Origin of the sequence: Azospirillum sp. B4 (genome assembly GCF_000333275.1) — a bacterium.
GTDB lineage: Bacteria > Pseudomonadota > Alphaproteobacteria > Azospirillales > Azospirillaceae > Nitrospirillum.
Window position 1 is genome coordinate 1 of the sequence record NZ_BACU01000093.1, and the last position, 19,667, is coordinate 19,667.

General features: G+C 68.6%; 17 protein-coding genes and 1 pseudogene. 10 read left to right on the plus strand and 8 right to left on the minus strand.

What is annotated here, in order from left to right:
- On the plus strand, positions 1-1,890 hold a 1,890-nt coding region (locus I55_RS04645), incomplete at its 5' end, for a catalase (RefSeq protein ID WP_044559339.1).
- A 50-nt stretch (positions 1,891-1,940) separates the two neighbouring features.
- Here I55_RS04645 and I55_RS04650 read toward each other — a convergent pair.
- The gene (locus I55_RS04650) at positions 1,941-2,138 is read right to left on the minus strand and encodes a NepR family anti-sigma factor (protein WP_044559340.1); all 198 of its coding nucleotides are present in this window, start codon (positions 2,136-2,138) and stop codon (positions 1,941-1,943) included.
- A gap of 144 nt (positions 2,139-2,282) precedes the next feature.
- On the minus strand, positions 2,283-2,855 hold the full coding sequence (locus I55_RS04655; RefSeq protein ID WP_159107108.1) for a sigma factor-like helix-turn-helix DNA-binding protein: 573 nt from the start codon (positions 2,853-2,855) through the stop codon (positions 2,283-2,285).
- Between the two features lie 407 nt (positions 2,856-3,262).
- On the opposite strand from I55_RS04655, the gene I55_RS04660 reads away from it, so the two are divergent.
- Together I55_RS04660 and I55_RS04665 are read left to right on the plus strand one after the other, a co-directional pair.
- Positions 3,263-3,865, plus strand: coding sequence for a sigma-70 family RNA polymerase sigma factor (locus I55_RS04660; protein ID WP_044559341.1), 603 nt, complete (start codon positions 3,263-3,265; stop codon positions 3,863-3,865).
- 244 nt (positions 3,866-4,109) lie between these two features.
- Positions 4,110-4,520, plus strand: a complete 411-nt coding sequence (locus tag I55_RS04665) for a PRC-barrel domain-containing protein (RefSeq protein WP_044559342.1) — start codon at positions 4,110-4,112, stop codon at positions 4,518-4,520.
- 77 nt (positions 4,521-4,597) lie between these two features.
- Here I55_RS04665 and I55_RS35715 read toward each other — a convergent pair whose 3' ends face one another.
- The gene (locus tag I55_RS35715; protein ID WP_148293572.1) at positions 4,598-4,837 is read right to left on the minus strand and encodes a hypothetical protein; all 240 of its coding nucleotides are present in this window, start codon (positions 4,835-4,837) and stop codon (positions 4,598-4,600) included.
- Between the two features lie 221 nt (positions 4,838-5,058).
- Between I55_RS35715 and I55_RS04670 the strand changes: the two genes are divergently transcribed.
- Genes I55_RS04670 through I55_RS04680 form a run of 3 tightly spaced genes read left to right on the plus strand, consistent with a single transcriptional unit; the run spans position 5,059 to position 9,078 of the window.
- Positions 5,059-5,898, plus strand: coding sequence for a gluconate 2-dehydrogenase subunit 3 family protein (locus I55_RS04670; protein WP_044559343.1), 840 nt, complete (start codon positions 5,059-5,061; stop codon positions 5,896-5,898).
- Entirely contained in the window at positions 5,891-7,657 is a 1,767-nt protein-coding gene (locus I55_RS04675) for a GMC family oxidoreductase (protein ID WP_044559344.1), read from the plus strand. Before I55_RS04670 ends, I55_RS04675 begins: the two co-directional genes overlap by 8 nt.
- Positions 7,658-7,665: 8 nt before the next feature.
- Positions 7,666-9,078: a cytochrome c gene (locus I55_RS04680; protein WP_252181012.1), complete on the plus strand. Its 1,413-nt coding sequence runs from the start codon at positions 7,666-7,668 to the stop codon at positions 9,076-9,078.
- Positions 9,079-9,109: 31 nt separating this feature from the next.
- On the opposite strand, the gene I55_RS04685 is transcribed toward I55_RS04680, so the two are convergent.
- From I55_RS04685 to I55_RS04695, 3 genes are read right to left on the minus strand one after another with little or no spacing between them, the layout of a single operon-like run.
- The gene (locus I55_RS04685) at positions 9,110-10,033 is read right to left on the minus strand and encodes a U32 family peptidase (protein ID WP_044559346.1); all 924 of its coding nucleotides are present in this window, start codon (positions 10,031-10,033) and stop codon (positions 9,110-9,112) included.
- Positions 10,034-10,053: 20 nt separating this feature from the next.
- Positions 10,054-11,067 (minus strand): peptidase U32 family protein, encoded by a 1,014-nt coding sequence (locus I55_RS04690; protein WP_044559347.1) that lies wholly within the window; start codon positions 11,065-11,067, stop codon positions 10,054-10,056.
- Positions 11,064-11,639, minus strand: a complete 576-nt coding sequence (locus tag I55_RS04695) for an SCP2 domain-containing protein (protein WP_049973830.1) — start codon at positions 11,637-11,639, stop codon at positions 11,064-11,066. Before I55_RS04695 ends, I55_RS04690 begins: the two co-directional genes overlap by 4 nt.
- A 236-nt stretch (positions 11,640-11,875) precedes the next feature.
- Between I55_RS04695 and I55_RS38935 the strand changes: the two genes are divergently transcribed.
- Positions 11,876-12,859 carry an MBL fold metallo-hydrolase gene (locus I55_RS38935; RefSeq protein ID WP_044559348.1) on the plus strand — a complete coding sequence of 328 codons (984 nt, stop codon included), beginning with the start codon at positions 11,876-11,878 and terminating at the stop codon, positions 12,857-12,859.
- A 72-nt stretch (positions 12,860-12,931) separates the two neighbouring features.
- Here the strand turns inward: I55_RS38935 and I55_RS04705 are convergent, their stop codons facing one another.
- Entirely contained in the window at positions 12,932-14,920 is a 1,989-nt protein-coding gene (locus tag I55_RS04705) for a serine hydrolase (protein WP_044559349.1), read from the minus strand.
- Positions 14,921-14,937: 17 nt separating this feature from the next.
- On the minus strand, positions 14,938-17,133 hold the full coding sequence (locus tag I55_RS04710; protein ID WP_044559350.1) for a TonB-dependent receptor: 2,196 nt from the start codon (positions 17,131-17,133) through the stop codon (positions 14,938-14,940).
- A 164-nt stretch (positions 17,134-17,297) separates the two neighbouring features.
- Here I55_RS04710 and I55_RS04715 point away from each other — a divergent pair, with 164 nt between their 5' ends.
- The 3 genes and pseudogenes from I55_RS04715 to I55_RS38940 all read left to right on the plus strand — a co-directional run.
- Positions 17,298-17,954 (plus strand): helix-turn-helix domain-containing protein, encoded by a 657-nt coding sequence (locus tag I55_RS04715; RefSeq protein WP_044559354.1) that lies wholly within the window; start codon positions 17,298-17,300, stop codon positions 17,952-17,954.
- A 69-nt stretch (positions 17,955-18,023) separates the two neighbouring features.
- Positions 18,024-18,866, plus strand: a pseudogene (locus I55_RS32750) (MFS transporter); the annotation flags it as partial.
- A gap of 71 nt (positions 18,867-18,937) precedes the next feature.
- A partial coding sequence (locus I55_RS38940) for a ketoacyl-synthetase C-terminal extension domain-containing protein (protein WP_286364287.1) occupies positions 18,938-19,667 on the plus strand: 730 nt, incomplete at its 3' end.

A 19,667-nucleotide genomic window follows, 5' to 3' on the forward strand; every position in this document is an offset into this window, starting at 1 on the left:
CGCGGGCGCCGCTCAGGTGTCTTCCAGGTCTATGAGCCGCTGACCGATCTCACCACCGCGACGCTGTTCCAGGATCCGGCGAAGGAAACGCCGGTGTTCGTCCGCTTTTCCACCGTCGCGGGCTCGCGCGGGTCGGCCGACACGGTGCGCGACGTGCGCGGCTTCGCCGTCAAGTTCTATACCGAGGAGGGGGTGTGGGACCTGGTGGGCAACAACATGCCCGTCTTCTTCATCCAGGATGCGGTCAAGTTCCCCGACCTGATCCACGCGGTGAAGCCCGAACCGCACAATGAGATCCCACAGGCCCAGTCCGCCCACGACACCTTCTGGGATTTCGTCTCCTTGACGCCGGAATCCGCCCACATGCTGATGTGGGTGATGAGCGACCGTGCCATCCCCCGCAGCTACGCCACCATGGAGGGCTTCGGTGTCCACACCTTCCGCCTGGTGAATGGGCAGGGGAAGGCGCGCTTCGTCAAGTTCCACTGGAAGCCGCTGAAGGGCGTTTTCAGCCAGGTGTGGGACGAGGCGCAGAAGACCGCCGGCAAGGACCCCGACTTCCACCGCCGTGACCTGTTCGACGCCATTGAGCGCGGCGATTTCCCGCAATGGGAACTGGGCCTGCAGGTGATCGAGGAAGAGGACGAGTTCAAGTACGGGATCGATATCCTGGACCCCACCAAGATCATCCCGGAGGAGGTGGTGCCGGTGCGCCGCGTGGGCCTGATGACCCTGACGGCCAACCCCGGCAACTTCTTCGCGGAAACAGAGCAGGTGGCCTTCCATGTCGGCCACGTGGTGCCGGGCATAGACTTCACCAACGATCCCCTACTGCAGGGGCGGTTGTTCTCCTACCTCGACACCCAGCTGCGGCGGGTGGGGCCCAATTTCGCGGAGCTGCCCATCAATCGGCCCTTGCAGCCGGTGGACAACAACCAGCGCGATGGCATGGGCCGGCGCCAGATCAACCGGGGCCGCGTGGCCTATTTCCCCAACGGCCTGGCCCACGGCTGTCCCATGCATTCGCCCGAGGCGGTGGACGCCTTCCGCAGCTATGCGGAGAAGGTGGACGGGGCCAAGATCCGGGTGCGCAGCGACAGCTTCGCCGACCATTTCAGCCAGGCCACCCTGTTCTGGAACAGCATGGCCGGATGGGAAAAGGATCACATCGCCGCCGCCTTCTCCTTCGAACTGAACCAGTGCCAGGATGGCATGGTGCGCCAGCGGGTGATGGATCAGCTGTTGGCCAACATCGCCCCGGACTTGGCGCAGCGCGTCTCGGCACAGACGGGCATACCGCTGGGCAGGGCCAAGACGAGTCCGCTGGCGCCCGATGCGGCCCCCGACGCCGGCTCCGATGCTGGTCCGGATCCGGTGACGGGCCGGTCAGCGGCGCTGAGCATGGACCGGGTGGGCGACGACATCCGCGGCCGCAAGATCGCCGTGCTGGTGGACGCTGGCGTCAGCGCCGAACAGTTGTCCCTAATCCAGGAGACGCTGATGGATGAGGAGGCCATCGTGGAGACCATCGCCCCCGTCGCCGGTTCGGTGACGGGCGACGATGGTCATCCGGTGCCCATCACCCGCGCCGCGCCCAACGCCCCGTCGGTGGTCTATGACGCCGTCATCGTGCCCGGCGGCACCTCCACCCAGGCGCTGGAGGAGTCCGGCCTGACCCGCCATTTCGTCAACGAGGCTTTTGTCCATGGCAAGCCCATCGCCGCGGTGGGGATGGGGGAGAGGGTGCTGGCCGCCGCCAACCTCCCCGTCCCGCGCTTGGAGGAGGGGGTGATCACCGGCAAGCAGATCGATGAGACCCTGACACTGTTCGTGGAGGCGCTACGGCACCACCGCTTCCCCCAGCGCGCCTTGAGGTCGGTGCCGGCCTGATGCCGACAGGCGCGGCTGGGTTAAGCCGCGCCAACCCGGTCCCCGGCCGCTCAGTGCTTGCGTTTGCGCGTCGTGTCCAGCCGTTCCACCAGGTCCAGAAGATTTTGGGGCACGGGCTCCGCCGCCTCATCCTCGAACATCTCGCGCAGGGTGCGGTCCAGGGTGTTCTGTGGCCCAGGCGGCATGCGCCGGGCACCAGCGGTCAGCAGCGGTCGCTTGCCGTTCGGGGGCTTCGGCTGCTTGGTCATGGTGAGGTCCCCTGTTATTCCCCCATTTGCCGGCGCGTCCCGTTTTCATGGGCACGCCGACGCCGCCGGGCATGTCCGGTCGGAGAGGTCATGGCGCCCGCCAAGGCAGTAATTGTAGACCAGCGGCTGGCGGGCGGCCATGTCTTAATGGCAGGCGATGTGAGTTCCCGCGGATGCAGCGGCCCCGGTTGGCGCCATGGCGTCGAAGCCACTCCCGGCCTGAAGCCGGATGGTCATGTCATCCTCCAGCATCAGCACGCCGGTGCGCAGGCGGTCGCTGAAGGCTTGGCGGGCCAAGCGGATCTGGTCCTCCACCACCTCCCGCGGCAGGCCCAGGATCCACGCCGTCTCCTCGGCGGAGAAGCCCTCCACCGCCGTCAGCAGCAGGGCTTCCCGCGGCTCGCAGGGCAGGGCGCGCAGCAAGGTGCCGGGCGCCATGGTGTCGGGCCCTTGATCCTCATCCCCCAGTTCCAGGTGGCCACCGGCATAGATGCGATGGAACAGGCGGAACAGGGCGACACGGTCGACGCCTTCCCCCAAGATGCCCATGCCATCCTGCACCAGGGTCTCCAGCACCATACGCACATAGGCGTCGCCGCTGGCGGCAGTGCCAGTCAGCGCCCGGGCGTAGCGCCGCAGATAGGGCAACTGCTGGGTGATAAGGGTCGCGAGGTCGGCTGCGGAGGCGGAATTCGCGGAAACCATTGGTGCCGGCATGGCTATGTCGCTCCTCTTTATCCGGGGTGCTTTCGGGGCGCTGGCGTCCGTTACGACAGTGCTGGCTTTGGGCTTTGAGCTGACTTCCCAACCGTCCGGGGGCGGGGAAGTTCCTGGCGGCGGAATTTTCCTTGGGAAGGTTCGATATGACGGCATGCCGTATGGCGCACGCCATAATGAATCCTCCGGCATAGGCGCTTTCGGCTACGACAGATACGTGTCCATGGCAAAATAGAGGCGGGTACACCCTCCCGGAAAATCCAAGGACGATTCAAATTTAAAGGCCTATCATTTGACTGCACGTCACAGAATGTGCCGCGATAACCACCATATCGCCTTTTCTGCTTCGTCCATCCGATTCCCATGATGTTGATTCTTCTTGGGAGAATCTTGGTAAGGGACACGTTATGCCATCAAATTTATTGTCGACCGACCCGGAAAAAGGTTCGGAAAGTCCCGCATTCCGTGATGAGGTGCTCCGCTTGCTGCCGGCGCTTCGCGCCTTCGCCCGGTCACTGGCCAACAACACCGCCGACACCGATGACCTGGTTCAGGACTGCGTCGTCCGGGCCTGGACCCATGCCGACCAGTTCACGCCCGGCACCAACCTGCGCGCCTGGCTGTTCACCATCCTGCGCAATCGCCACTATTCCATCGCCAAGCGCCGCCAGCGCGAGGTGGCGGATCCCGAGGGCTTCCATACCGGACGCCTGATGATGGAACCGGCGCAGGAATGGGGCATCACCGGGCGTGAACTGCGGGTGGCGCTGGCCGCCCTGCCGGAAGACCAGCGCGAGGCGCTGGTGCTGGTGGGTGGTGCTGGTGTCAGTTACGAGGAGGCGGCCGAGATCTGCGGCTGCGCGCTGGGCACCATCAAGAGCCGCGTGAACCGGGCGCGGACCAAGTTGGCCGACCTGATGGGCCTGCCCGACCGTGTCATCCCGCTGGGCGCCACCACCCTGCCTGCCGGGGCCGACGCCACCTCGACCACGCAGTGGACCCGGCACTGACCCGCCGGAACCAAAGGCCATGCTGGCCAAGGCCAAGCTGGACCGGGCTGCGGCGGAGACGCCGGCGTTAATCTCTGGGGCCTTTGTAAGGCATTGCCGGTAGGCGGGAACCTAAGGCGGCTTTCGGTGGTTGTTCAAGCGGTTAGCAAAACCGCCTTTAACCCGGGCGGCCCACCTTGGCATGCGGCGCGGTGATCGCGCCCCATCCCAGGATAAGCGGTCCGCCCCTACCGGAGGAGTTACCATGAAACGCGCCAACCTGTATCTGGCCGCCGCGCTGGGTGTGTCCGCCCTGGGCACCGCTGTCGTCCTGCCTGTCGCCCCGTCGCTGGCGCAGGGCACCACGCAGCGCATCGCCACCACCAAGGTGGATGTGGCGACCGTGGCCACCGGCCATCGCTCGTCCAAGATCGTGGGCGCCAAGGTGGTGAACGACCAGAACGATACCGTCGGCACCGTGGATGACCTGATCATCTCGCCCAAGGACAGCGTACCCTATGCCATCCTGTCGGTGGGCGGGTTCCTGGGCGTGGGCGACCGGCTGGTGGCCGTGCCCTACAGCGCCCTGCAGGTGACGGATGACAAGGTGGAATTGCCGGGCGGCAACAAGGACGTGCTGAAGAACCAGCCGGCCTTCCACTACGCCAAGAGCTAAGCGCCAAGAGCTAAAGGGCTGAAACGCCCTGAGCCGAAGGCCCGCGGGAGCGATCCTGCGGGCCTTCGTTTTTCAACCTATCGCCGGCTGCTGCCGAAGATAAAGCCCAGCACGACACCGAAGGCGGTATAGGCCACGGGGGCGCTGGTCAGGATGTCGGTCAGTTTCAGGCCCAACGGACGCGGGACGCTCTTCGGCGGCGGCGGGGTTTCACCCGTGCCGTGGTAGGCCCCCTCCGCCAGCTGTTCCAGCTTGGTGCGCGGTCGGGGACGGGGGGCGTCGTTGGGGGGTGCGTTAGAGGGTGCGTACGAAGCCATGGGGCTATCCTCCTCTCCATTCTGATGATGGTCACTGTGGAAATTGGGGTGGGGTCACCCCTTCCTGGAAACCGTGGCGGCGAGGCGGCGGTTCCGGTGCGGCAATTAAGCGCGGAACCCAACCCACGCCCGCCGCGTTGACGGCTGCATCGACCAGACCAGCCAAGGCCCCCAGACCGGGCCCCCAGACCGGCCAACGCCAACGGGCAAGGGACAAGACAATGAAGAATGGACTTAGCCGGCGCGGGTTGCTGGGCGCGGGCCTGGCGGCGGGCGCCGCCGGATCGTTGCCCCTGGCGGCCCCGGGGGCGCCCCAGCAATCGGCGTCCCAACAATCGGCCCGGGGCGGTGGCACCGGTCCCGACATCCGGGGCGACATGCCCTGGCAGGAGGGGGCGGCCGACGCGCCGATGGCGGCTGACCGGCGGGCCGGCTACATCTACTTCACAGCGGCGGAAGCGGCCTTCATCGAGGCGGCGGTTGCCCGCCTGATCCCCGCCGACGAACTGGGCGGGGGTGCGGTGGAAGCCGCGGTGCCCTTCTTCATCGATCGCCAGTTGGATGGAGAGTACGGCCACGCGACACGCTGGTACATGCAGGGGCCCTGGGCCCCGCCCCTGAAGACACAGGGCTATCAAAGCCGTATGACGCCGGCGGAGGTGTATCGGGCGGCCATCAGCGCCATCGATCAACTGGTGGGCGCGCGACATGGCGGCGTCCCCTTCGCCAAACTGCCACCCGATCAGCAGGACGCCGTCCTGAAGGGCCTGGAATCCAACGAGATCACCATTGAGGGCGTGGATACCAAGGTGTTCTTCACCCTGCTGCTGCAGAACACCATCGAAGGGTACTTCAGCGATCCGGTCTATGGCGGCAACAAGGACATGATCGGCTGGAAGCTGATCGGTTTCCCGGGCGCCCGCTACGACCAGAGCCCCTTCGTCGAGCAGCATGGCAAGCCCTATCCCCTGCCGCCGGTTGGCATCACCGGCCGGCCCGGCTGGACCCCGCGCGACCAGGATGGCCAGCCCAAGGAAGTGGGGACCAAGACCCATGTCTGAGAAACTCCCCTCTGTCGACGTGCTGGTCCTGGGCTTCGGCTGGACCGGCGCCATCGTGGCCCAGGAACTGACCGACGCCGGCCTCAGCGTCCTGGCGCTGGAACGCGGGGCCTGGCGCGACACGCCCACCGATTTCGCCCCCACCTTCGCCCAGGATGAGTTGCGCTACATGTGGCGGCACGCGCTGTTCCAGAAGCCGTCGCACTCCACGCTGACCATCCGCAACAACGGGAACCAGACCGCCCTGCCCATGCGTGTCCTGGGGTCCTTCCTGCCGGGGACCGGCGTCGGCGGCGCCGGTGTCCACTGGAACGGCCAGACCTGGCGCTTCCTGCCCAGCGACCTGGAGCTCAAATCCCACGTCACCCGCCGTTATGGTGCCAAGGCGATCCCCGCCGACATGACCATCCAGGACTTCGGCGTCACCTATGACGAGTTGGAGCCGCACTACGACCGCTTTGAATACCTCTGCGGTGTCTCTGGCACGGCCGGCAACCTGAACGGCCAGATCCAGCCGGGGGGCAACCCCTTCGAAGGCGCGCGCAAGCGGCCCTATCCCACGCCGCCCATGCGCCAGGCCTACGCCCCAACACTGTTCGCGAAGGCCGCCGCCGAGCTGGGCCATCACCCTTTCCCCCAACCATCGGCCAACCTGTCCCAGGCCTACACCAACCCGCTGGGCGTGCAACTGGCGCCCTGCACCTATTGCGGCTTTTGCGAGAAGTTCGGCTGCGGCAACTATTCCAAGGCCAGCGCCCAGACCACGCTGCTGCCCGTGCTGATGCGCAAGCCCAACTTCGCGCTGCGCACCGGTGCCGAGGCGCTGAAGATCAATTGCGACAGCACCGGCAAGCGCGCCGTCAGCGTGACCTATGTCGACGCCCAGGGTAGGGAGTTCGAGCAGCCTGCCGACCTCATCTTCCTCTGCACCTACGCCCAGCACAACGTGCACATGCTGCTGCTGTCGGGCATCGGCCAGCCCTACGACCCCAAGACCGGGCAAGGCGTCGTGGGCCGCAACTACGCCTATCAGCGCACAAGTTTCGTGAACGCCTTCTTCGATGACAAGATCCTGAACCCCTTCATCGGAGCGGGCGCCCACGGCATGCACATCGATGACTTCAACGGCGACAATTTCGACCACGGCGGCCTGGGCTTCCTGGGTGGCGGCTATCTGGGCGTGCTGCAGACCGGCGCCCGGCCCATCGAGACCCACCCGGTGCCGGACGGCACGCCCACCTGGGGCGGGGCCTGGAAAAAGGCGGTGGCCGCCAATTACCTGAAGACCACCACCATCTCCACCCACGGCGGGGTGATGAGCCATCGCGGCAACTACCTGGACCTGGACCCGACCTACCGCGACGTCTATGGCCGGCCGCTGCTGCGCATGACCTTCGACTTCACCGACAATGAACACCGGATGGCGCACTACATCACCGACCGCGCGGCGGAGATCGCCCGCGCCATGGGCCCGCGGGAGATCAAGGTGGTGTACCGCGACGGCTCCTGGGACGTGGTGCCTTACCAGACCACCCACAATACCGGCGGCACCGTCATGGGCACCGATCCCAAGACCAGCGTGCTGAACCGCTATCTGCAAAGCTGGGACGTCAGCAACCTGTTCGTCATGGGCGCCAGCGCCTTCCCGCAGAACCCCGGCTACAATCCCACAGGCACCGTCGCCGCCCTGACCTACTGGTCGCTGCAGGCGGTGAAGGATCGCTATCTGAAATCCCCCGGTCCCCTGATGCACACGTGAGGTTGGTCATGCGACGGATCCTGTTCACGGGCGTCATGGGCGTCGGCGTGCTGGCGGCGATCCTGTCGCTGGTCGGCCTGGGTATCAGCAGCATCGCCAGCGGCCAGCCACCCTCCACCACGTCCGGCCCTTATCCGGTCGCGAAGGGCGACGCGGCGGAACGTGGCTATCACGTGGCCGTGGAGGCTGACTGCGTGGGCTGCCACACGGTGCCGGGCGGCCAGCCCTTCGCCGGGGGGCGGCCGCTGGCGACGCCCTTCGGCACCATCTATTCCGCCAACATCACGCCGGACAATGAGGCCGGCATCGGCCGCTGGACGGCGGACGACTTCTATCGCGCCCTGCATGAGGGCAAGGCGCCGGACGGCCATCTTTATCCGGCCTTCCCCTATAACTATTACACGCGCATCAGTCGGGCGGATTCCGATGCCCTGTTCGCCTACCTGCGCAGCCTGCCGCCCTCGCCCGACCGATCGCCGCGCAACAAGCTGCCCTTCCCGTTCAACATCCGGGCCCTGATGATCGGCTGGAACCTGCTGTTCCTGGACAAGGGGGAATACCAGCCCGACCCGGCCAAGTCCGTCGCCTGGAACCGGGGTGCCTATCTGGTGGAGGGTCCCGGGCATTGCGCCGCCTGCCACACGCCCAAGAATTTCTTCGGCGCCCCGCGCACCAGCCGTGACTATCAGGGTGGTGACATCGGCAACGGCTGGTACGCCCCCGACATCACCCCCAACAAGCGCACCGGCCTTGGCGGGTGGAGCGATGAGGAGCTGTTCCAGTATCTGAAGACCGGCCGCAACGTTCACGCCAACGCGTCGGGCGATATGGGGGAGGTCGTCTCCTACTCGACATCCCGCATGGGCGACGACGATCTGCGCGCCATCATCACCTACCTGCGCGACCGGGCGCCCCGGGGCGACGACGCACCGAAAAAGCCGGACCCGGCCGTGATGACGGCGGGGGAGGCGATCTACGTCGACAGCTGCGCCGCCTGCCACCGCATGGACGGCGCGGGGCTGGCCGGGATGTTCCCCCGGCTGCCCATGAACGCCAACCTGCAACAGCCCAACCCCAGCACCCTGCTGCGCGTCATCCTGGTGGGCAGCCGCAGCCTGCCCACCGACACGCGGCCAACCCCGTCCACCATGCCTGCCTTCCACTGGAAACTGCGCGACGAACAGATCGCCGCCGTCGCCACCTATGTCCGCAACAGCTGGGGCAACGTGGCGGCCCCCGTGGACGTCGACACAGTGACCAAGCTGCGTCGCCAGCTGGGCGTGGACCACCTGCCGCCGCCAGCCCCCCAGCCGACCGATCTGCGCCACCCCAACCCGGAGACGGCGGCCCCGCCGCACACCGACAGCCGGCAGAACGGCACGGACCAAGCGGGGACCCCGGTCGCCCCGGCCAGCAGGTGACGCGCGCCATTTTTTATGCAACGCCCGTAGCCTAAACTCCCCTGACCGACGCGCGATAGCTCTTGCCCTCAACCCCATGCAGAAAGCCGTTGCTGAAGCGGCGGCCGGGGCAGAGGTTGCGCAGGCGCTGTTGCGCCGGGGCGACCGGCACGTCGCCGTCCAGCACGGCGCGGAAGGTTTCCGCCACCGCCACCATGTCGCAGTCCTGCGGCGACAGGCGGAACCGCCCGACGCCCAAGGTGCTGAGCGGCCCCACGTCGGCCAGCAGGTCCAGATAGCTGCCCGACAGGGTCTGCACCCCGTTCACCGCCAGGAAGGGGGTGCCGTCCAGGGTGTCCAGGTCCATGCCGTCGGGATGTTTCTCACAGACGTAGCGGCAACCGTCCTTGTGCAGGCCGTGGGCGCGGGCGTGGTAGCAGCGGGCGGAAATGGCCAGCGGCAGGCGGCCGAAGGCCTGCACCTCGATCTCCGTGCCGGTGACCAGCGCGGTGCGCGACAGGGCGGTGATGGCGTCGGCCGTCAGTTCCCCCGGCAGGCAGACGCGCGTCGCCCCCTGGCGAGCCATCAGCTCCAGCGTGCCGGGATTGTAGACGGCGACCAGCGGGCCGATGGCGTGCGGCCGGCCGGCGCAGGCGGCGACGGCGGTCAGGTCATTGGCCTCCACCAGGATGTCGCTGTCGGCCGCCAGGTCCAGCACGGCCTGGCGCTCGCGCGCCTGCATCACCAGCGCCAGGCTGCCCAGCACCACCTCCTTGCCCGCCCGCCGCAGGCGCTCCGCCACCTCGGGGATGTGGCTGTCGAAGAAGGGCGCGCGCTTGGAACAGACCACCTCGCCCAGGACGACGGTGTCCACCGGCGCCTCGTCCGCGATGCGGGCGTAGAAGTCGCGGCGCACCGCCGCCGGCCAATGGAAATTCAGGGGCCCCAGCGTCAGCTTGGCGTGGCTACGGACCATGCGTGCGTCCTCCCTTGGTTTCAGCGCCAGCGCCGGTCGTAGGCGCCCGCGGTGGCGCGGCCGCCTTCCATCTCGCTGGCCAGATCCGGCATGCGGAAGCCGCCGGCCACGGCGGCGTCGATGGCGCGGCGGAATTCCCCGACCACGCGGGTGACATAGGCGCGGCCCCGCTGCCGCCCCTCGATCTTCAGCGCCCGCACCCCCCCGGCGATCAGCCCGGGGATGTGGTCGGCGGCGTTCAGGGAGGTCGGCTCCTCGAACAGATAGCCGGTGGTGCCGTTGGCGCGGAACCGGCCCTTGCACAGCGTGGGGTATCCGGCTGGCGACCCGGCGGCGTGGCGGTCGATGGTGATGTCGTTCAGCCGGGCGCTGATGTCGCCGCCCGCCTCGCGCCGGAACTGCACGGCCGCGGGTGGGGAACAGACGCCGTGGGTGTTGGGTGACTGGCCGGTGACGTAGCTGGACAGCTGGCAGCGCCCCTCCGCCATCACGCACATGCCGCCGAAGGCGAACACCTCCGTCTCCACCGGCGCCACCGCCGCCGTCAGGGCCGTCACCTCCGCCAGGGTCAGCACGCGGGGCAGCACCACGCGCTGCACGCCGAAGGCCTGGGCCAGGTAGCGGATGGCCTCGGGCGTGGAGGCGGCGGCCTGGACCGACAGGTGCAGGCGCAAGGCCGGGTGCGTGGCCTGGGCGTAGGACAGCAGGCCCAGGTCGGCCAGGATGACGGCATCGGCCCCGGCCTCGGCCGCGGCGTCCACCGCCTGGTGCCAGGTTTCCTCCTCCCCCGCCCGGGGGAAGGTGTTGATGGCGATGTACAGGCCGCGGCCGGCGCGGTGGGTGCGGTCGACGGCGGCCCGCATCTCCTTATGGCTGAAGTTCAGGCCGGGGAAGTTGCGGGCGTTGGTGGCGTCGGCGAAGCCGCAGTAGACGGCGTCGGCCCCGGCCTCCAGCGCCGCGTCCAGGGCGGCCGGCGTGCCGGCGGGGCAGACCAGCGACAGGGGGGAGGCGGCCAGGGGGGGACGGGCCGTCATGGCTGGAACTCCGCGATGGGGGCGGGCAGGGAGGGGGCCGGTGCCGCGGCGCGGGCAAGCAGGTGCAGCAGGCCGTCAATCTCGCCATACCAACGCCGGCCCAGGGCGATCGCCTTGCCGGTGATCGCCCGGCCGGCCGGGCTGCCGCCCAGGTCCGCGTCCAACTGGATGCCGGCGCCGTCCACGGCGTTGCGCAGGATCAGCACCGCCTCCATGTCGCCCTCGATCATCAGCTGGCGGCTGAAGAACAGGGAATCCCCGTCCACCCGCCCCTCCAGCAGGGCCAGCAGCGCGCCCAGGGGGGCGCGCAGCGTGGCGGCGGCGGGCGGCGCGACCTGGCCTTCGGCGATGGGCGCCAGGCCCGGGTTGTCACCGGCCGGGCGCAGCAGGAAGCGCACGGGCAAATCGGACGGGTCGATCAGGAAGGCTTTCCCGCCCAGGGTTTCCAGCCGGTCGAATGCCGCCGCGTGCCGCCGCCGCAGGCGGGCGAAGGCCCACTGGCACAGGCGGGCGGCGGCGGGGCCGGCCAGCGGCTGGCCCAGCAGGGGCAGGGGCGGCAGGGCGCGCGCCACCAGTCCCGCCAGCAGCAGGGGCGACAGGGGGGCGGGTCGGTTGGGTCTAGGCTCACGGGATCGTCACCAGGCGGCGGAAAGTCGGTGACTGTGGGCGCCATCGCGCGCGGGTGTCGTTGACATGGCACAATCGGGGACATGGCACGATCGGGCGCCACAATCGGGCGCCCTTGAAACGGCGGGCCGGCATCCCGATACATGGGACCGGTTCCAGCGACGCACGGTGTGGCTTCCGAATGCCTGCAAATCCCTATTACGCCGGCCCGGTGACGGACCATTTCGACGGCCTGCGCTTTTTCAATCCCGGCCACCCCGCCACCGACCGCAGCCTGAAGGAAATCCTGCGTTGGCGCTGGGGCGGGAAGCGTCCGGTGTGGCCCAAGGCGGTGCCGGGGCGCCAGGTGCGCCCCGAGCCCCGGGTGGAGGGGCTGGCGGTCACCATGGTCGGTCACGCCACGGTGCTGATCCAGGTGGCGGGGCTGAACCTGCTGGTGGATCCCGTGTGGTCGGACCGGGTCAGCCCCGTCCAATGGCTGGGGCCGCGCCGTGTCAACCGGCCGGGCGTGGCCTTCGACCACCTGCCGCCCATCGATGCCGTGCTGCTGACCCACAACCATTACGACCACCTGGACGTGGGCACCCTGCGCCGGCTGTGGGCCACCCACCGTCCCCGCATCGTGACGCCGCTGGGCAACGACCGGGTGATCGCGACGGAGGTGGGGACGATGCCGGTGGAAACCGGCGACTGGGGCCAGTCCGTGACCCTGGGGCCGACCGTCACCGCCTGGTTCCACCCGGCCTATCACTGGTCCGCCCGCCGCCTGGGGGACCGGCGCATGGCCCTGTGGTGCGGCTTCGTCCTGGAGACGCCGGCGGGGGTGGTTTACGTGGCCGGCGACACCGGCTATGGCGACGGCGCCATTTTCCGCCAGGTGCGGGACCGGTACGGCGCGCCCGCCGTCGCCGTCCTGCCCATCGGCGCCTACGCGCCGCGCTGGTTCATGAAGCAGCAGCACTGCGACCCGGCGGAGGCCGTGCGCATCCTGGCCGACTGCGGTGCCCACCAGGGGCTGGCCGTGCACTGGGGCACCTTCCCCCTGTCGGACGAGGAACGATTGGCGCCGCCGGCGGAATTGGCCGAGGCTCTGGCGCAGCGGGGGATGGCCGCGGGCCGCTTCCTGGCGATGGAGCCTGGGGACGTCTGGCACTGTGAAAAATAAGGGGGCGGTCCGGCATCTGCCCGCCGCCCCCAAGGTTACCCCCCGATGCTCACGGGGCGCGGTGTTCCATCATCAGAAGTTAAGGGTCCAGGTCAGCAGCTTCACGTCGATGGCCAGCCACACCATGAAGGCCAAGGACAGGGCCAACAGCACGGCCCACAGGGTGCCCCAGCGGCGGCCACCCCGGCTCCCGATGTCGTAGGCGTTCCAGATGGCGGCCACGGTGCCGGCCAGGGCGGCCAGCAGCACCAGCTGCATCAGGCGCATCCAGATGTCCAGGCGGCCGTCCAGCGCGTCCACGCCCTGGTTGATGACCGACAGCATGATCCCCCAGCCCAGGACGAAGACCAGGACGGCCCAGGCGGCGGCGCGGGTGGCGCGGTGCAGGACCAGCGCCCGGCCGGTGATGCCGGGGTTGTGGCGATAGCGGCGGCGCACCAGGGCCACGACCGGCCAGGACAGGGCGGTCAGGGTCAGCACGCCCAGGGCCACCGCGGCCACCGGCATGATCCATCCCGCATTGAGGTTGCCCGGCGCCGGCACGAACTCGATGATGGGGGCGTAGGCGCCGATGGAGAACATGACCACCCGGCCGTCCTTCACCACGGCGGCCAGACGCTCCTTGCCTTCGCCGTCCTGCCACAGGAAGGGGCCGACCTCACGCCAGCGCTTCGGCACCTTGGCGGCGTTCACCAGGGAGGAGACGGTGATGGTGCCGTCTTCGTTCGCCGCCACCTGGGCCTCACCCAGCAGGCTGAACAGGCGCATGAAGTTGGTTTCCGACCCACGGCTGCTGACGTAGTGCCCGGCCATCACCTGGGCGTGTTCCTTGGCCGTGGCGGCCGTGGGCAGGTCGGGCTTGGCCTGCGGGAAATAACGGTCGGTGAAGTCGACGAACAGATGCTCACGCAGCACATGGGCCGCCGCCTCGCGCCCGGCGCTGTTGAAGGACATGAACAGGCCGACGCCGTCGTCCAGGTACAGGTGCAGGTCGGAATGGAAGACGTCGGTGTCGCCGCCATGGGCCACGATGCGGTGGCCGTTGCGGTCCTCATGATAGAAGCCCAGGCCCATGGCCGGCAGGCCGGGATAGGGGACGTTGGCGTTGGCATACATCTGGTTGGCGATGGCCGGATCCAGCAGTTTGCCGCCTTGCGACAGGTGGGCGATCATGAACTGGGCCATGTCGGCGCCGGTCGCGGACAGGGCGCCCGCCGGCGACATGTCGATGATCTCGAACGGTTCCGGGTCCTTGGAGCCCAGCTGGTAGCCTTTCGACATGCCGGGCGCCAGATCGGCGGGCAGGGGCTGTTCGAACGTTGAGTGCGCCATGCCCAGCGGTGTGAAGATATGGTTCTTGACGTACTGGGCGAAAGGTTCGCCCGACACCCGCTCCACGATATAGCCGGCCATGGAGGCGCCGTAGTTGGAGTAGGCGGGGATTTGGCCCGGGGCGTAGATGCGGGTGGGGACCCAGCGCTTCATGGCTTCGCCCAGGGGCTTGGCCAGCTTGGGGTCGCTCAGCAGCAGGTACTTCGCCGTTTCCTCAAAACCCGGGGTGTGGGTCATGATGTGGCGCAGGGTGATGGGTTTGCCGAAAGCCGGCGGAATCTTGTAGTCCAGGTAGTCGTTTACGTCGCGGTCCAGGTCCAGCTTGCCGGCCTGCACCTGCTGCATCACCGCGGTCCAGGTGAACAGCTTGGAGATGGAGCCGGGGCGGAACAGGGTGCCGGCGGGGTCCACCGGCTTCTTCTCCTTCACGTCGGCATAACCGAATCCGCGTTGTGTCAGCACCTGGCCGTCCTTCACCACCACCACCACGGCACCGGCGATGTCGCCGGTCTGCAGGGCGTAAGGCATGTAGCCGTCCAGCCAGGTGTCCACATCCGCCTTGCTCAGGCTGGCGGGGCCAGCGGCCGGCGCGGTGGTCGCTGGCGCCTCGGGCCCGGTGGCCGCGGGTACCGTCGCCGGGGGCGTTGGGTTCAGCTCGGTGGGGGATTGCGCCAGGGCCGGCAAGGCCATGGCGGTCATCATCAGCGCCAATAGGCGTACCTTCCACATATTGGTAATCCTCACCTTTAGAAGCGGACGCCGAGGGTGGCGCCGAAGGAACGGGGCCGCACGATGGCCGCGGTGACGTTGCCGTTGAGGGCCGATCCGGCGGCGCCGACATCCATGATGCCACGGCTGTCGGTCAGGTTGCGCACGAAGCCCTCGATCCGGTAGGCGCCGAAGGTGACGCCGGCATGGGCGTCCACCTGGCTGAAGGCGCTGAGGTGGCGCTGGCCGTAGCTGGTGTCGAAGGCGGACTCACGCGCCCCGGTATAGCGCCAGCTGAAGCCGGCGAAGCCGTCCACCGTTTCGGTCAGTGGCCGTTGGTATTCCACCGCCAGGGTGGAGGAGTAGCGGGCGGTGTAGGGCAGGCGGTCGCCCTTCAGCCCGCCCACCAGGGCCGGGGCGTCGGCGGTCAGCGTGGCGTCGACCAGGGCGCCGTTCAGCGCCACGGTCAGGCCGGTCAGGGGCTTCACCGTCACCGAGGCCTCGATGCCCTGGCTGCGGGCGGAGCCACCGTTGATGTTGACGCCGTAGTCGTCGACGGAGGTGAACAGCTGGATGTTGTCCCAGTCGATGTAGAAGCCGGTCAGTTCCACCGACAGCTTGCGGCCCCACAGGTCCGACTTCACCCCGACCTCGTAGTTGGTGGTCGTGTCGGCGCCGAACTGCCGGGGCACGGCATCCGGCGCCCCTGGCGGTAGCACGTTAGGCCCGCCGGGGCGGTAGCCCTTGGCCACGCGAACATAGAGGGTCGTGTCCTCGTTGGGCTTGAACGATGGCGCCACGGAATAGGTGAACACCCCATCGGAGGAATGGGCGGTGTAGTTGGCATCCCCGCCCAGCGGGCCGGCGGCCAGTTCCAGGGCATCCTGTTCGTTGTGGCTGTAGCGGCCGCCGAAGGTGACGTCGAACTGATCGGAAAGGTGGACGGTGCCATTGGCGAACCCGGCGTATTCCTCATAGCGCGAGGTCAGGCTGACGTCCGCCAGGCCGGCGTAGTCGGGCAGGGGCGTGCCGGTGGGATCGTCCACGCCGTTCAGTTCCTGGATGATGGCGTTGCGCTCGCGGGTGTAGAAGCCGCCCACCGTCCAGTCCAGCCAGCCGCCGCCGGTGGAGGCCAGGCGCACCTCCTCCGTGAAGCGGCGCTGCTGCACCTTCTGCACCTGCGACACGCCCAGTGGCACGCCGAAGGCCCCGGTCAGCAGGGGGCCGTAAAGGCCGCTCGCGTCCTCCAGCGCGTTTTGATAGAGCGTGCTGAAGCTGGTGGATGACATCAGCTGAACCGGGCCAAAGTCATACGATCCGGTCAGGTTGTAGACGCGGTACTGCATGTCGCTGGGTTGGCTGGCGATGCGGGCCTGGGTGTATTCGCCCAGCACCGGCTTCAGGGTCACGGGATCCACGTCCTCCTGGTTGGTGCCGTTGCTGTCCAGGTTCTGCAGCATCACCGTGGCCCGCAGGGTCAGCGCCTCATTGGGGCGCAGCTGGGCCGAAACGCGGCCGCCATAGGTGCGGCCATCGTTGATGTCCTTGTTGCCCCGCTGATCGTCGATGTAGCCCGGGTCCCGGCGGTAGAAGCCGCTGGCCCGCACCGCCAGGGTGTCGGTGACCGGCACGTTGACCGAGGCGCGGCCGGACCAGCCGGTGTCGCCGTGGCCCACGTCCTCCATGTTCATTTCGGCCGACGCGTGCACGCCCTCGGTGCTGGGCGCCACGGTGACGTACTTCACCAGGCCGCCCAGCGAGTTGGCACCGTACAGTGTGCCCTGGGGACCGCGCAGCACCTCCACCCGTTCCAGGTCCACCGGGTCCAGGTCCGGGGTCAGGATGGCGCCGTTGGCCAGCGAGGTGGCGGAACCATAGGGGGTTTCGTCGACGTAGGTGGCGACCGTGGCCCCCACGCCGCCGGTGTTGATGCCACGCAGGATCAGGCGTGCCTGGCCCGCCTGGGTTTCCACCAGCGCCGCGCTGGGCACGCGGGTGAAGAAGTCGTCCAGCCGGTCGGCATGGCTTTGCTGCAACGCCTCCGCCGACACCGCCGATACCGATTGCGGCACGTCGATCAGCCGCTGTGTCCGTTTTTGCGCCGTGACGACGATTTCCTCCAGCATGTCGGCGTCCGCCGCCGGTGAAGGTGCCGCCTGTTGCGCCCAAGCGCTTGTGCCGACCGCCAGTGCCGCCACGCCTGCACAGAGGAAAGCCCTGGTTCCCTGCCTCATTGCCCGATCTCCCTGATCGTTATGTGGCGGACATGATGGCACGTGTTTCAGATTTGGCAACAGCGTTTCTGCGCCGAGAATGCGAAGGCCTCGGGGCGCTGGTTTTCCTGTCACAGCTGGTGCACCCTGGAAACAAGATGAAGCCTGGAAACATGGAGCGTTGCATGACCACCCTTGCCCCGGACCGGACCCATCCGGCGTTGGCGTTGCGGGCGGTGCGTCTCAAGCAGGGATTGACCCTGCGCGCCCTGGCGGCGCGCAGCGGCCTGCCGTTCTCCACCCTGTCGAAGCTTGAGAACGGCAAGATGGAGATGACCTACGACAAGCTGCTGCGCCTGGCGCAGGGACTGGGCGTGGATATCGCCGCCTTGCTGGCCGGCCCGCCGGAGGTGGAGGCCCCGCCGGCGGGCGGGCGGCGCAGCGTGTCGCGGGCGGGGCGCTCGGCCGGCGCCACCTCCGACGTGCACGCGCACCAATATCCGGCGGCGGATCTGCTGGGCAAGCTGATGGTCCCCATCATCATCGAGGTGCGCGCCCGCAGCGTGGCGGAGATGGGCGGCATGGTCCGCCATTCGGGGGAGGAGTACCTGTACGTCCTGTCCGGCGCCATGGAACTGCACACCGATCTCTATGCCCCCCTGCGGCTGGAGGCGGGCGACTCGGTCTATTTCGACAGCGGGATGAGCCACGTCTACGTCCGCGTCAGCGACGAGCCCTGCAAGGTCGTGTGCGTTTGTGCCGGCCCCGGCATCCAGCGCTTGGCCCAGACGGCGGCCAAGGCGTGGAAACTGTCGCCCCCGGCGGACCAGGACCCCGCCTGATCCGCGTCTTTCCGACACAGTGTTTCCGATATTGAAACAATGGCACGGCTGTGTGATGCTGACGCCATCATGCAGATCACCCCCCCCGACAACCAAACCCCAACTGGGGGAATCCCCAGCGCGGAAATAACGAACAGGGAAACGCAATCATGGCCGCGCCCCGTCGCGGCGTGGTCGGCGGTGGCCCTGTTCTGCGTGGCGGCTGTCCTGTCCTACACGGACCGGCAGATCCTGAGCCTGCTGGTCGACCCCATCCGGGCTGACCTGGGCATCAGCGACACCCAGGTGGGTGTGCTGCAGGGCGTGGCCTTCGCCATCATCTATTCCATCGCCGGCCTGCCGCTGGGCCGCCTGGCCGACATGCTGCCGCGCCGCGCCGTCATCTGCGTCGGCGTCGGGTTGTGGAGTGTCGGCACGCTGCTGTGCGGCTACGCCCCCTCCTTCTGGGTGCTGTTCGCCGGCCGCCTGATCGTGGGCGTGGGGGAGGCGGCGCTGGCGCCCGCCGCCATGTCCATGATCGCCGACATGTTCCCGGCCGAACGCCGGGGCCTGGCCACCGGCGTCTTCGTCATGGGCATGACCATCGGCGGTGGCGTGGCCATCGCCATCGGCGGTGCCGTGCTGGGCCTAGCGGCATCGGGTGGTTTCGCCGGGGTGCCCCTGCTGGATGGCTTGGCCGCCTGGCGCGCCGTGCTGGTGCTGCTGGGGTTGGCGGGTGTGCCGCTGTTGCTGGCCCTGCTGACCATCGGGGAGCCATCGCGGCGCAGCGCAGTGGCGGCGGGCGGGCGCGAGGCGACCTCCCTGCGGGAGATCTTCGCCCAGCTGGCGGCCATCCGCACCGTCCTGATCCCGGTCATCGTCTGCTGCGCCTTCATGTCGGTGGGCGACTTCGCCCTCATCGCCTGGGCGCCGGCCCTGCTCAGCCGTCGCTACGCTTCGCCGGCAGCCCGTTCCGCGTCGCGACCACCGCCACCCCGTGGCCGATGGACGTGCCCGGCCGCGCGACCGTCAGTTCCTTCGGCTTCAGCGGTTCGAACGCGCATGTCCTGCTGGAGGCCGCACCCCGCCATATCGCCGCCAGCGATGATCCGGGTCCGTGGATCTTCCCGCTGTCAGCCAAGACCACCGCGTCACTCGATCGTCTGAAGACGGCGCTGCTGGCCCATCTCGACCGGTTGGACGGCGGGCTCGCCGACCTCGCCTGGACGCTGGGAGCCAAGCGGACGCACCATCGGGCCCGCCATGCCGTGGTCGCCGGTGACCGTGTGGCGCTGGCCGCCGCCTTGCGCGCGCCCCTACCGCCGGCGTCCAGCACCGCCGCCGACATCGACATCGAACACGCCATCGCGACGCGCGATCTCATGAGCCTCGCCACCGCCTATGTCGCGGGCGCCGCCGTGCCGTTCCCCCGCCTGTTTCGCGCGCCGGGCCGGGTCCTGCGCCTGCCGGTCTATCCCTTCGACAACCAACGCTACTGGAACCCCCTGAACCGTGGCGCCACGGCCGTGGCCGAACCGGACGACGGCGCCTTGCCGCTGCGTGTCGACAGCGCCGACTGGCGGCTGGACCAGCATCGTGTCGACGGGGCGCCGATGCTGCCCGCCGCCGCCGTGATGGAGTTGGCCGCGGCGGCGCTGACCCGCCGGCATGGCCACCCCTGCCCGGGGCTGGCGGACCTCACCTGGATCCGGCCGATCGCCGGCACCGGCCCCT